This is a genomic window from Microcystis sp. T1-4 (assembly GCF_000297435.1).
Classification (GTDB): Bacteria; Cyanobacteriota; Cyanobacteriia; order Cyanobacteriales; family Microcystaceae; genus Microcystis.
Map to the genome: position 1 here is coordinate 17647 of NZ_CAIP01000323.1, position 11537 is coordinate 29183.

General features: G+C 43.2%; 11 protein-coding genes and 1 pseudogene. 3 read left to right on the top strand and 9 right to left on the bottom strand.

Annotated features, from left to right (window positions below; genetic code table 11):
• Positions 1-12 precede the first annotated feature (12 nt).
• Complete coding sequence (gene grrA / locus MICAI_RS16775) at positions 13-387, top strand: GrrA/OscA1 family cyclophane-containing rSAM-modified RiPP (protein WP_008204872.1); 375 nt, start codon at positions 13-15, stop codon at positions 385-387.
• On the opposite strand, the pseudogene MICAI_RS27955 reads toward grrA, so the two are convergent.
• A pseudogene (locus MICAI_RS27955) lies at positions 350-532 on the bottom strand (DUF2887 domain-containing protein); the annotation flags it as partial. The gene grrA and the pseudogene MICAI_RS27955 overlap by 38 nt on opposite strands.
• A gap of 40 nt (positions 533-572) precedes the next feature.
• On the bottom strand, positions 573-1673 hold the full coding sequence (locus MICAI_RS16780; RefSeq protein ID WP_008204874.1) for an alkene reductase: 1101 nt from the start codon (positions 1671-1673) through the stop codon (positions 573-575).
• A gap of 897 nt (positions 1674-2570) precedes the next feature.
• Between MICAI_RS16780 and MICAI_RS16785 the strand changes: the two genes are divergently transcribed.
• Entirely contained in the window at positions 2571-4145 is a 1575-nt protein-coding gene (locus MICAI_RS16785) for a B12-binding domain-containing radical SAM protein (RefSeq protein ID WP_008204878.1), read from the top strand.
• 126 nt (positions 4146-4271) lie between these two features.
• Here the strand turns inward: MICAI_RS16785 and MICAI_RS16790 are convergent, their stop codons facing one another.
• From MICAI_RS16790 to MICAI_RS16800, 3 genes are all read right to left on the bottom strand, one after another.
• The gene (locus MICAI_RS16790; RefSeq protein WP_008204880.1) at positions 4272-6116 is read right to left on the bottom strand and encodes an AAA family ATPase; all 1845 of its coding nucleotides are present in this window, start codon (positions 6114-6116) and stop codon (positions 4272-4274) included.
• 82 nt (positions 6117-6198) lie between these two features.
• The gene (locus tag MICAI_RS16795; protein WP_008204882.1) at positions 6199-8100 is read right to left on the bottom strand and encodes an ArsA family ATPase; all 1902 of its coding nucleotides are present in this window, start codon (positions 8098-8100) and stop codon (positions 6199-6201) included.
• Between the two features lie 12 nt (positions 8101-8112).
• Positions 8113-8796, bottom strand: a complete 684-nt coding sequence (locus MICAI_RS16800) for a GvpL/GvpF family gas vesicle protein (protein WP_008204885.1) — start codon at positions 8794-8796, stop codon at positions 8113-8115.
• A gap of 92 nt (positions 8797-8888) precedes the next feature.
• Here MICAI_RS16800 and MICAI_RS16805 point away from each other — a divergent pair, with 92 nt between their 5' ends.
• Positions 8889-9221 (top strand): gas vesicle protein, encoded by a 333-nt coding sequence (locus MICAI_RS16805; protein ID WP_008204887.1) that lies wholly within the window; start codon positions 8889-8891, stop codon positions 9219-9221.
• Between the two features lie 127 nt (positions 9222-9348).
• Here the strand turns inward: MICAI_RS16805 and MICAI_RS16810 are convergent, their stop codons facing one another.
• The 4 genes from MICAI_RS16810 to MICAI_RS16825 all read right to left on the bottom strand — a co-directional run bounded on the left by MICAI_RS16810 (position 9349) and on the right by MICAI_RS16825 (position 11534).
• Positions 9349-9609 (bottom strand): gas vesicle protein GvpG, encoded by a 261-nt coding sequence (locus MICAI_RS16810; protein ID WP_008204889.1) that lies wholly within the window; start codon positions 9607-9609, stop codon positions 9349-9351.
• Positions 9610-9623: 14 nt separating this feature from the next.
• On the bottom strand, positions 9624-10358 hold the full coding sequence (locus tag MICAI_RS16815; RefSeq protein WP_008204891.1) for a GvpL/GvpF family gas vesicle protein: 735 nt from the start codon (positions 10356-10358) through the stop codon (positions 9624-9626).
• Positions 10359-10373: 15 nt separating this feature from the next.
• Positions 10374-10847 (bottom strand): gas vesicle protein K, encoded by a 474-nt coding sequence (locus tag MICAI_RS16820; protein ID WP_039900427.1) that lies wholly within the window; start codon positions 10845-10847, stop codon positions 10374-10376.
• A gap of 375 nt (positions 10848-11222) precedes the next feature.
• Entirely contained in the window at positions 11223-11534 is a 312-nt protein-coding gene (locus tag MICAI_RS16825) for a hypothetical protein (RefSeq protein WP_008204895.1), read from the bottom strand.
• Between the last annotated feature and the right edge of the window lie 3 nt (positions 11535-11537).

The window sequence follows — 11537 nt, forward strand, 5'->3', positions numbered from 1 at the left end:
GCAGAAATTCAGGTGAATATCAGCAATAAAACCGGTTTAGTCGGCTTTCTTCTCGCTTTATCTGCCTTCGGTCTGACTAGCACTGCCCAGGCTGCCTCAGAGGAGGCTAATCCCATTGAAGCGCGTTTAAGTCGTCTATCTAGCGCTGTACGCGAACGAGTTAACCAACTGCCAGAAGGTACTGCCGACCCTAGTTTACAAGCTTTAGGCTGGGGAGATGGTGGCAATCGCGGTTGGGGGAATAGTCGTGCCGGTGGTTGGGTAGATGGTCGCGGTGGTAGTTTCGTTAATGCGCGGCCTTGGCGCAATGGTTGGTCTGACGGTGGTGGTTTCTTTAATTCCCGACCGCGCTGGGGTAATGGTGGCGGTTTCTTAAATCGTTGGTAAGTAAGGTTGGGTGAGGGGATAACTTTATCCTCGTCCCCACCCTGGTTTGACGATGAAATCTCGGGTTATTATTTTGAGGCTGAAAGACTCCATCAAGGCGAAAGGGAAGTTGTTTGACTTCCACTGAGTCAAAGCGGTAGTTATTATGGATAAGTAGCTAGACACAATTGATTGCACATATCTAACTAGGGTTTATAACTGGGAAAATCGATATAACCTTCCTTGTCAAAAGAATACCAATCTTTCATCTCAGCATCGGGATTAAGGGGCCAATTATTGGCGAATCTTTCCACCAAATCGGGATTACTGATATAGGGGCGACCGAAAGCAATTAAATCCGCATCTCCTAACTTAATAGCGGCTTCAGCAGTTTCTTTTGTATAACCACAATTGCCGATTAAAGCACTATTAAAAACAGCCCGAAACTCGGATAAAAGCATCGGTTGACCCTTTTCATGAAAACCAAAAGCCAAGCCATCTAGCAGATGCAAATAAGCTAAATTGTACTCATTTAATCTTTGGGCAACATAGAGAAAAGTTTCTCGAAAATCCTCGGAACCCATGTCATTATAAACCCCATTGGGAGACAGACGCACCCCCACCCGATGACTGGGAAAAACAGTTAAAATTGCCTCGACTACTTCCTGTAAAAAACGATAGCGATTTTCTAAACTGCCACCGTATTTATCCTGACGCTGATTAGTGGCCGATTGTAGAAAAGTATCGATTAAATAACCATTAGCCCCATGGATTTCTATGCCATCAAACCCCGCTAATTTTGCCCTCTGAGCGGCTTGGCGGTAATCGGCGACAATTGTGGGGATTTCCTCGGTTTCTAAGGCTCTAGGGGTCTCGTAGGGCTGTTTACCTATGGGTGTGTACGACTCCCCCTTAATCCTAATTGCGGAAGGGGCAACGGGTAAAGCCCGATTTTCCTGAAAACTAGGATGAGAAGCGCGACCACAGTGCCACAATTGACAAAAAAGTGGTGTTCCTTTTCTTTGGGCGATTTTTGTCACCATTTGCCATGCTTGCGCTTGTTCATCGGTGTAGATACCGGGGGTATTTTGCCAACCGTTAGCTTGGGGAGAAATTACCGTCGCTTCCGTAATCATTAATCCCGCGCTGGCCCTTTGCCGGTAATACTCGGCCATTATCTCATTAGCAAGACGTTTTTCTCCGGCTCGCGCTCGCGTCATGGGAGCAAGCACAAGACGATTTTCTAAGTTTAAATCTCCCAATTTAAATTGACTTAAAAGAGCTAGGGAAGTAGTGAAGGCAGTCATCGAATTTGCCGATAGAGAATTTAGGTTAATTTTACCGCAATTAGTTAAAACCAGACAATCGCACCCGAAGATGATTGACTGTCTATCTGCGAGATTGTCCCTCTCCTAAGGGAGGAGAATTAATCGGACAAATAGCTGAATATAATTGATTTTGGTCATAAATTTGACTATAATTACCAGTTATTTAATTTATTTATTGTCGAAAATTAAAGAGACATAAACTATATTTTTTATAGTTGATTTATGATAAATTTCTTGGTAATTTTGGGATCATAAATATTGCTTAAATCTCAAGAGATAGGAACCTAAACTATCCAATCGGCCAAATAATACTACAGATCGATCTATCCCAAATTATGTATGAGGGAACTACCCCCATTCCATCACCTCCTTGACCATTTCTCTCAAGTCATCCTTCTTGGTTTTTCCCTGCCGCTTGTCATAAAGACGAAAATTAATAGGAGAAAATTTTTTGTCCATGTCGGTATAAAATTGTCTAACTACGCTTATGTTTACCTGACCATAAATAGTCATGGTCGAGATGTCTAGTAACTCGTGTTTTACCGATAAAACAGACTGACTAGGGACTGAAACCTCTACTATTCGGAGCTTGCGAATTTTAAGAGGGTTTGTCAGAATCAGGATTTTTTAGCAAACCTACCCAAAAATACCCAAAAGAGGCAAACAGCCTCTACATTGCGTTGATAAAAATGGTAAAACACGGGTTTTTAGCAAGCATCGTGCATTCAATTGTGCTAATCTCCAAAAAATAGCTATTTTTTCACAATTTATTTAGAACTAATTTATTAGTAAAAAAAGATGTTAAAACAGTCTTGATCGACTTGGGCTTTGTGGCTAGTATGTAAAGCATATAGCTTCTTCATTGGAGACACCTGAATGAAAGCCCTATTACTATGGCCGCTGATGCCCAACTCCTTTTGGTCCTATCAAGAGACTTTAGATCTAGCCGGTTTAAGATCAACCAATCCGCCCCTGGGTTTAATTACGGTGGCAGCCCTGTTACCATCGGATTGGGAAATCCGGTTTGTTGATCGCAATGTCAGATTAGAAACGGCTTCGGATTGGGAGTGGTGCGATTTGGTAATCATCTCCGCCATGATCATTCAGAAAAAGGACTTTCAAGAATTGATTGCCAAAGGGTTGCAGTTGGGTAAAAAAGTGGCTGTAGGCGGGCCTTACCCCACCTCCTATCCAGAAGTTGCCCAAAAAGCTGGGGCAGATTACCTGATTCTCGATGAAGGAGAACTGACAATCCCTCTGTTCCTGGCGGCCCTGGAGCGGGGTGAACCGAGTGGTGTCTTTAGAGCCAGTGAGAAACCAGATGTAACCATGACACCGATCGCCCGCTATGATTTACTAGATCTGGATGCCTATCTGGCGATTACCGTGCAGTTTTCTCGCGGTTGCCCCTTTCAATGCGAATTTTGTGACATCATCAACCTCTATGGCCGCAAACCTCGCACCAAAACCCCAGAACAAATGTTGGCTGAGTTGGAGACGTTATACCAACTGGGCTGGAGGCGCTACATTTTTGTTGTCGATGACAACTTCATTGGCAATAAGCGGAATGCCAAGGTGTTTCTGCGGGAGTTGATCCCCTGGATGGAACAACACCAGTATCCCTTTAAACTGATTACGGAAGCTTCCCTTAATCTGGCCGAAGACAGCGAACTGATTGAGTTAATGGTCAAGGCCGGCTTTGTGCTGGTGTTTATGGGGATTGAGACACCAGATACCGATAGCTTAATGGGCATTAACAAGGTTCAAAACACCCGCCAATCCCTGATCGAATCCTGTCACAAAATTACCCGCATGGGGCTGCAGATTATGTCTGGCTTCATTATCGGTTTTGACAATGAGAAATCTGGCGCAGGGCAGCGGATCAAAGATTTTATTATGGAGGCGAGTATTCCCCAGGGGCAGTTTAGCCTGCTCCAGGCACTGCAAAATACTGCCCTGTGGAATCGCCTGCAACGGGAAGGTCGTCTGGTGGATGGCATGGGTACTTTCCATCAGGGAGCGATGATGAACTTTGAGCCAACTCGCCCGGTGGAAGAGATTACCGAAGAATACATCGATGCTTTCTGGGAAATCTACGAGCCTGTTAACTACCTGAAACGAACCTTCAACCATTTCATGATGATGGGGGGATGGCGCGGCAAATCGAACCGTAAATTAGATTGGCAACAGTGGCAATTGTTCCGTTCCTTGCTCTGGCGGCAGGGGATTGTCCGACCGACGCGGTTCCGTTTCTGGTGGCAACTGGCGGTGATTGCTTGGGTCAAGCCCCGTCTGCTAGAAGAGTATCTAGCGACCCTAGGGATAGGTGAGCATTTTTTTGCCTATCGCTATGAAGTAAGAGAACAATTGCTAAAACAACTAGCCGATTTGAAGCAACAGAAAGCAAGGATGACAGAAGCTGGCCCTTTAAATCCACCGATAGCGGCATAAACTAAACTTATACCAATATGGGTGGTGGCTCATTTGATCGCAGAGATTTTGGCAAATTTTCCTTTTTAGGATGGTTTTCCTGAGTTGAGATTCTCCCCCCTTACTTAAAGTAAGGGGGAAAAAAAATCAATTGGCACGCTGTTCAATCAACAGTTGGTAAGCATGATTAAAATCAGCCGTTGTAATGCGAATCTCAGTTGGGTCAGTCATTCCCTGATGACGATAACGACGAATTGCCATCAGTGCCGCTTGGTTACATAATAACGCTAAATCTGCGCCATTCCAGCCTTCGGTTGCCTCGGCCCAATGGCCTAAATCCACATCCTCTAAAGGACGTTCATCATTATGGACCCCCAGAATTGCTAAACGACTAGAGGCATTCGGTAAATCAACTTTTAACTGTAAATCCAAACGTCCCGCTCGCAATAAGGCTGGATCTAAGGCATCTGGGCGATTAGTGGCTCCAATCACTAAAATCGTTGCCCCCGTTTGCAACCCATCTAACTCCGTGAGGATTTGTCCCACAACCCGGTCACTCACTCCCGAATCCCCACTATAACGACCTCTTGCCGGCGCTAAAGTATCAATTTCATCAATAAAAACCACACAAGGTGCTGCCTGACGAGCTTTGGCAAACAACTCACGCACTGCCTGTTCACTGGCCCCCACCCATTTACTCAAAAGCTCAGGTCCATTAATACTAATAAAATTAGCTCGCGCCTGAGATGCAACCGCTTTGGCCAATAAGGTTTTTCCCGTTCCAGGGGGACCCCAAAGTAAAATACCTTTGGGAGCTTGGGCTTTGGTTTGCGTATATAATTGCGGATGGAGTAATGCCCCTTCCACAGACTCCTGTAGGGTTTGTTTAATCTGTTCAAGTCCGCCAATATTGTCCCAGGCCACATGGGGAGATTCCACCTCCACAGAGCGCAATACCGCCGGTTTAACTTCTTTAAGGGCTTGCAAAAAGTCGGCTTGGACTACCGTCATTGTTTCTGGAATTCGCGAGTCAATCGTAGGAACCTGGCGCCGCAAAGCACTATAGGCCGCTTTCTGGCAAACGGCTTTTAAATCTGACCCGACAAATCCCACCGCATTATCGGCAATCAGATCTAAGGAAACTGATTCATCTAGGGGCATGGAACGGGTGAGAATTTGCAGGATTTCTAAACGGCCCTTGCGGTCAGGCACCCGAAAGAGGACTTCTCGGTCAAACCGTCCGGGGCGACGGAGGGCGGGGTCAAGATGGTCGGGACGGTTTGTCGCCGCTAGAACAATCACCCCCTGGCTTTGGGCAAAGCCATCCATTAAACCGAGCAATTGGGCCACCAGTCTTTTTTCGACTTCCCCTTCAACTTTACTGCGGTCGGGTGCCATGCTATCAATTTCGTCAATAAAAACGATACAAGGCGCATTCTTACTGGCTTTCTCAAAAATTCCCCGCAGTTTTTGCTCAGCCTCCCCATAATATTTGCTGATCACCTCTGGTCCGACTAAGGCAATATAGTTAACACCGAGTTCTTCGGCCAAAGCACGGGCAGTCAGGGTTTTACCGGTTCCAGGGGGGCCGACTAAGAGAACGCCGCGAGTGGGTTCAAGTCCTAACTTGGCCAATAAGTCGGGGCGTTTCAGAGGAATGGCAATTAGTTCCTTGAGTTCTTTAATCACTTCCGTCAAGCCACCAACATCTTTCAGGGAAGCCGTGGTCGGTCCTTCGGGTGGTGTCACACTGTCTTCAACCCCTGAATCGGTGGGGGTATCGCGATTGCGATTCACCTCAAAATCATCCCCACCAGAATTGCTCGGGCGAGAAACTCCCCCTGAACGGGGAATACCGCCAGCACGGGGGATGTTACTCAAGGAACGAGAGTTAAACTGCACTTCGGTTTTAATTTCCCCTTTTTCCAGTTTTTCCTCTAAGGTTTTAGCCAGTTCGACTAATTGCTCAAAGCCTTTGAATAGTTCTACCATAAAATTTCTCCTGAGTCAAGTGAAGGATGGGGACTGGGTGATAGATGGGGTTAAGAAGTCCGACTTTAAAGACTAATTACCTTTAAAATAACAGATCTGCCGCGGCTTTGACCCGGGCTAGCGGTTCTACAGACCGAGGTAAACTGGGTAAGCGGATCAAAGTTTGATCTGGGAATAAATCCCGATCAATTTCCTCATTAGCATGATAACGATTCTGCACGACGTAACGTTGATAGACTCCCTTTTTTTGCAAAGATGCTGTCAATCGCAGTTGTTCGGCAACGATGGCATCTTGGGCTTGCAAAACTCCAATAAATTCTGTATGTTGGGGGTCTTTGAGTTTTTTCTGGGCAGACATCACCTGTTGTCTTAAGATTCGCAATCGTCCCATTAAATCTACACGCCCTAAGACATCTTGATACTTCATCCAAAGCTTAAAAATCCAACTTAACCAATCTCCTAAAGCCGTTGGCATTTCCAAAAATCGCAGGAGATGACCGGTAGGAGCCGTATCTAAAATAATCAAATCTTGTTGTTTCTGGTCTAATAACTCCATTACTTTTACTAGGGACAACATTTCATCAATTCCTGGCAGAGATTGAGCGACAATTTGTCGCCAAGCTTCTGGAGTATAAGCTAGTTTGATGTTCCCTTCTTCCTTACCTTCACCACTAATCATTTCTGCCAGTTCCCATAAATAATCATCCCGAAATTTTTCTAAAATGATATTAGCATCAACTTCTTGACCACTTAAATTAGCAGTTAATTGTGTGGATTGATGTCCTAACTTTGTCCCAAAGGCATCTCCCAAAGAATGAGCAGGATCAATAGAAATAATTCTAATTTTTTGCTCGGGATGACGATTAGCTAACGCCCAACCAATAGCTGCGGCAACGGTGGTTTTTCCCACCCCTCCCTTGCCACCAATGATAATGAGTTGGCGTTTGTCGTCAATAAAATCACTAAAACTCGGCAGAATTTTTTGCGGCCATTGAATAGGAGGCGGGGCCATAAATTCTACTTTTTCGATAATTTCAATTTGACTCATGATCTGATCTAATGCTTCACCTCCTAGGGGTTCTTTTGCCTGTTGGGGCAGGGTGAAAATTGTCTCTTGACCTGGAATTTTTAGGAATTTATCGAGGAGTTGCTGTTGCTCACTGTAGCGATCTAAATTTTGATTAGGATCCGTTAGAATGCGATTAATAAATAATCTGCCGCAGGGAATATTTAAGTGATGCAAACTATTGAGTAATCGTTCGGTTTCTAATAAACTCATCGGTTCGGCAATTGCCACAATTAAACAAAGGGTAAAATCCAGATCTTGTAGGATTCGTTTGCCTTCGGTTAATTCTGCTTGTGTTTTGACTAAAAAGTCATCCACATCATCGGCATTGTAGGTTTTTGAAAAAGTTTGCGAAATAACACGATGTTTTTCTTGAAACAACTCTAAAGAATTGAGAATAATCTCTAAAAAGTCTTTAATTTCCAATAAATTTAAGGTATGACCAGAGGGAGCCATATCAACAACAATTCGATCTACAACATTGTCAATAAGTAATCGCTGAATTTCTAATAGACCCATAATTTCATCTAAACCTGGCCAGTCTAAATCCCAAACAGGAGTTAAATCTTCTCCTTCAACAAAACTGCCCCGTTCTACTAAAGTTTCTAAAAATTTTCCGTATTTTTCTTTAAATTCTAAGAGCAATTTTTCCGCATCTAATGCCCTAACTTTTAAGTTAGGTAAGTCTTTTACAGGTAATGCCTCATCGCTAACTTCTGTTTGCAATACATCCCCTAAAGAATGAGCAGGATCGGTTGAGATTAATAGGATTTGTTCCTCGGGAAATAATTTAGCCCAACGGCGAGCAAATCCACAGGAAAGGGTGGTTTTTCCCACTCCTCCTTTGCCACTAAACATAACTAAATGTCGAGTGTCATAGCAACTTAGAGAGTTATTTACCAAGTTAAAGTTAGTCATAGAGAAATCAAGTTAAGTAAAGTGATAGGGGGGAGAAACTTGTCCTAATTGTAATTCCCAACGGGGGCAGGCTTTCTGCCAATGCAAGACTTGCTCGATTAGTAAAGGTTCTTCTTGAAAATCAACTAAAAGATAAATTCGTGATTCTGTCCCTGGAGCATTAATAATCCTCGTTGACGGATAGCTTTGGCTCACTAAATCCACGATAATTTGCCATTCTGAACCTTGCAAAGTATAAAAATCTTGTTGGGCTTCATAAAGCTGTTTTTTGGCTAAAAAATATTGTCTGCCCCTGCTTTCAGAAGAGAGTACAGGCTCCTCTAGCTTACGGGGAATACATTTTAAAAGATATTCTCCTTTTCCCTCAAGTTCTTCAATTTTTTCTTGATATTCTTGGGCATGGGAACAAAGATGAGTCAGTAAATTTTCTGTCTCTAAAAAAGATGTGCCAAAACGTAAGGGTAAAATAGTGGTTTGTTGAAATAATTCACAGATGACTCGATCATGACATAAAACCGATTGAATCAAGCGTTCATCATCATTTTGTAAAGTGTCTAAACTAACTTCAGGTTCGACTACGGCCGAGAGGTCTCCGCCGGTTATCAGTAACAACGGGTTAGCCATTCCAACGGGTAATTTTAGGCTTTCTATTGGGGTTTTCAAAAAAGCGTAAGTATATAGATTGTACAATTTCATAAGGTTGATCGAAAGAAAATTGACGATTTTTTACAAGTTTTTATATTGGGGCGTTGATATGCTAGAATGTTCTAAGTTATTCAGGGATTGTTATGACAACCACTCGTCCACCCAGACCAATTAGATCTAAAATTAGCACTATGCCTCGGAAGCAATCTGAAGCAGATCAGCAACTTGAGCTTTATAAGTTAATTACTGAAAAACAACGTATCCAAGAAAAATTAGAAATGATGGAGCGGCAGATTCAGCAGTTAAAAAGTCGTCTGACGTTTGTGACAGATCAAATTGAGATCACAGAACAAAGTATTCAAAATATGCGTACAGTCAATCCTCCTAGTGTAGCTAAAAAACCTGATTCCCCCAAAACTGTTGCTCAATCCTCTAATAATTCTAGTAATTTCCAAGCTTTTTACCTAGAATATTAAGTCTTGATCAAGGGCTAGTTCTGACCGAGGTTCAACGAGTTCTTGAGCCTGTCAAAGCCGCCCTTACTAAGTGCTGCTACAACTTGTGATTTTGTTCCTGACTTGTAGGGTGGGAAAGATTGCCAGTTTAGAGAGAAGATTCAGATTGGTCTGCTGCTGCCTCTTCTTCTAAGGCTTGAATTTTTAATAACAGTTCTTCTTCCCGAATTTCAAACTCTTCCTCAGAAATATTGCCCATATCGTAAGATAGTTGTAAGGATAATAATAATTTGTGCAAATTTTCCGCCTCATCATATTCTATATCTGCACGCTCTTGAATTTTTTCCCCAATCCAGATCAGACCCCCAATAGGACCGGTAACAGGAAGAAGTAAAAGATCGAGAAACATAACTGATAATCTCCTTAGACAAGTTGGGCAAAGGTATAGGGTGCGGTTAAATTGTTATAGCGAATTCTTAGGCGATCACCAAATTGCTGATCGATCGCTTCAACGTTTTGGCTAAATTCCGGCTCTTGCTCCCAGGGAATTAAATAAGCTGCATTGTAAATCATGTCATCCGTCATTGGATCGCTTTCAATCACCTCTTGGGCGCGATGATTTAATTGCTCTCTAAAGACTTGAATAATGTCTTGTTTCCGTTGCAATACAGTGGCTTCAATGAGTTGACCTATATGGATAATTTCTTCCATATTTAAGTTTTTCCCCATCATCGCATCCCGTTCTTGTTTTAACTTAGGATTAGACTCCAAAGCCGCTTGTAATTCCCACTGATTATCCCAAAAAATCTTAATGCTAACCTCTCGTTGTCCTGACAGTTTAGCAAATAATTCTTTCAGTTGGGTTTTATAGGGAGTAATTAGTTGTTCGGTGACAGATTCCCAGGTTTTGATAACTAAGCCAAACCGCAGGGGCAACAACGTTGTAAACCCTGCTTCCATGACAGTTTCTAATACTTTTTCATGGCAAATTAAATAGCGACGGGATGCCAAATACTTCTCTTTATGAGCAGCGGAGTAGAGAAAACTAAAACCATCAATCATCTCACTGTGAACTGGCTCATTATCAATACCCTGCAAAACCAGTCCGTCAGGAACAGGTTCGGGAAATATTCCATATAAATAAAGACCCACTGTCATCAGTATTCTCCCAAATTAAAGCGGATGAGAAGTCAAAACCAAACGAAGCTTTAGATGAATTAAATCTAGTTGAGCTAAACCCAGATCAACATTTCCTTCCACAACAACTCCCGTATTGAGGAGTCTATCCACTAATTCTAACACAGAAGGCTTAATACCCTCCTTTCCTGGGTAATAACTCCCTGCTTCCGGTAAAAGAGTTCCAAACTCTCCTAGGTGGACATTTAACTCTTCTGGCTCGACCTCAAAAATTTCACACAAATAGAGAACTTGTTCTTGCAATTTTTGGATACTTTCTGCGGCTCTATCTAAATCAGACTCACTGAGAACCCCTTTTTCCATCCGGCGAATGATTTGGGCTTCGAGCAGTTGGCGTACCAGTTCCACAACAGTTAACAGTAAAGGGGCTAAACCGGCTTGGCTACTACTTTCTGGACTGGTCAGCAAGGCTTGATTATCAGAATCGTAAGGTGTGCAAGCAAGGGTCATGGTTGGAATTGGTAAATTAACAGTTTTTAACAGTGAGTCCCCAGTGGGGAGCCGGGCCAAGAAGTTTTATCCGAGGGAAAAAATGATGTAATTAAACAATGTCAAATTTCCTCTGCCTTGGGAAGATTCGAGTAAGGAACTTCGCCGACAGGAGGAATGTGCTTGATCATTGTTGACTGGTATCATGGCTCTCCATTGCCCCCGATTGGGGTAGGGATTTTAAGGCTTAAAGTTTAGCTGCCGGGGTTTCTGTTAATAAAGCTTGGGATTGGCTATAGGGATAGGAGTCGCTTTCCCACCCATTAATTGCCATCTCCCTTGCTCTATCAACAGAGGCAATCATTAACCGTGTAAACTTCTTTACCGTTTGAGGATTCAATTGAGAAATTTCACTGTATATGGAGAATGTGACTGATCGTTCTGACTGCTATCACGGCTCTCCATTGCACTCAATTTTCCTAAGGATCTTAAGGTTTGCAGTCGGCGTGAAAGTTCCAGGTTTTCTGCGAATAAAGCTTGGCATTGGCTGGGGAGGTAGGGATAACCTTGCAAGCCGTTAATCGCCGTTTCTCTGGCTTTATCAAGGGGGGCAATCGTCAACTCGTGTAAATTTCCTACCCTTTGAGGATTCAAGTGAGGAATTTCACGCATCTGAGGAATGTGCTTCATCGTTCGGACTGGTATCATGGC

Excerpts from the sequence above, each read along its gene's own strand:
- MICAI_RS16780 (WP_008204874.1), bottom strand. The coding sequence starts at position 1,673 with ATGACTGCCTTCACTACTTCCCTAGCTCTTTTAAGTCAATTTAAATTG.
- MICAI_RS16785 (WP_008204878.1), top strand. The coding sequence starts at position 2,571 with ATGAAAGCCCTATTACTATGGCCGCTGATGCCCAACTCCTTTTGGTCC.
- MICAI_RS16790 (WP_008204880.1), bottom strand. The coding sequence starts at position 6,116 with ATGGTAGAACTATTCAAAGGCTTTGAGCAATTAGTCGAACTGGCTAAA.
- MICAI_RS16795 (WP_008204882.1), bottom strand. The coding sequence starts at position 8,100 with ATGACTAACTTTAACTTGGTAAATAACTCTCTAAGTTGCTATGACACT.
- MICAI_RS16800 (WP_008204885.1), bottom strand. The coding sequence starts at position 8,796 with ATGAAATTGTACAATCTATATACTTACGCTTTTTTGAAAACCCCAATA.
- MICAI_RS16805 (WP_008204887.1), top strand. The coding sequence starts at position 8,889 with ATGACAACCACTCGTCCACCCAGACCAATTAGATCTAAAATTAGCACT.
- MICAI_RS16810 (WP_008204889.1), bottom strand. The coding sequence starts at position 9,609 with ATGTTTCTCGATCTTTTACTTCTTCCTGTTACCGGTCCTATTGGGGGT.
- MICAI_RS16815 (WP_008204891.1), bottom strand. The coding sequence starts at position 10,358 with ATGACAGTGGGTCTTTATTTATATGGAATATTTCCCGAACCTGTTCCT.
- MICAI_RS16820 (WP_039900427.1), bottom strand. The coding sequence starts at position 10,847 with ATGACCCTTGCTTGCACACCTTACGATTCTGATAATCAAGCCTTGCTG.
- MICAI_RS16825 (WP_008204895.1), bottom strand. The coding sequence starts at position 11,534 with ATGATACCAGTCCGAACGATGAAGCACATTCCTCAGATGCGTGAAATT.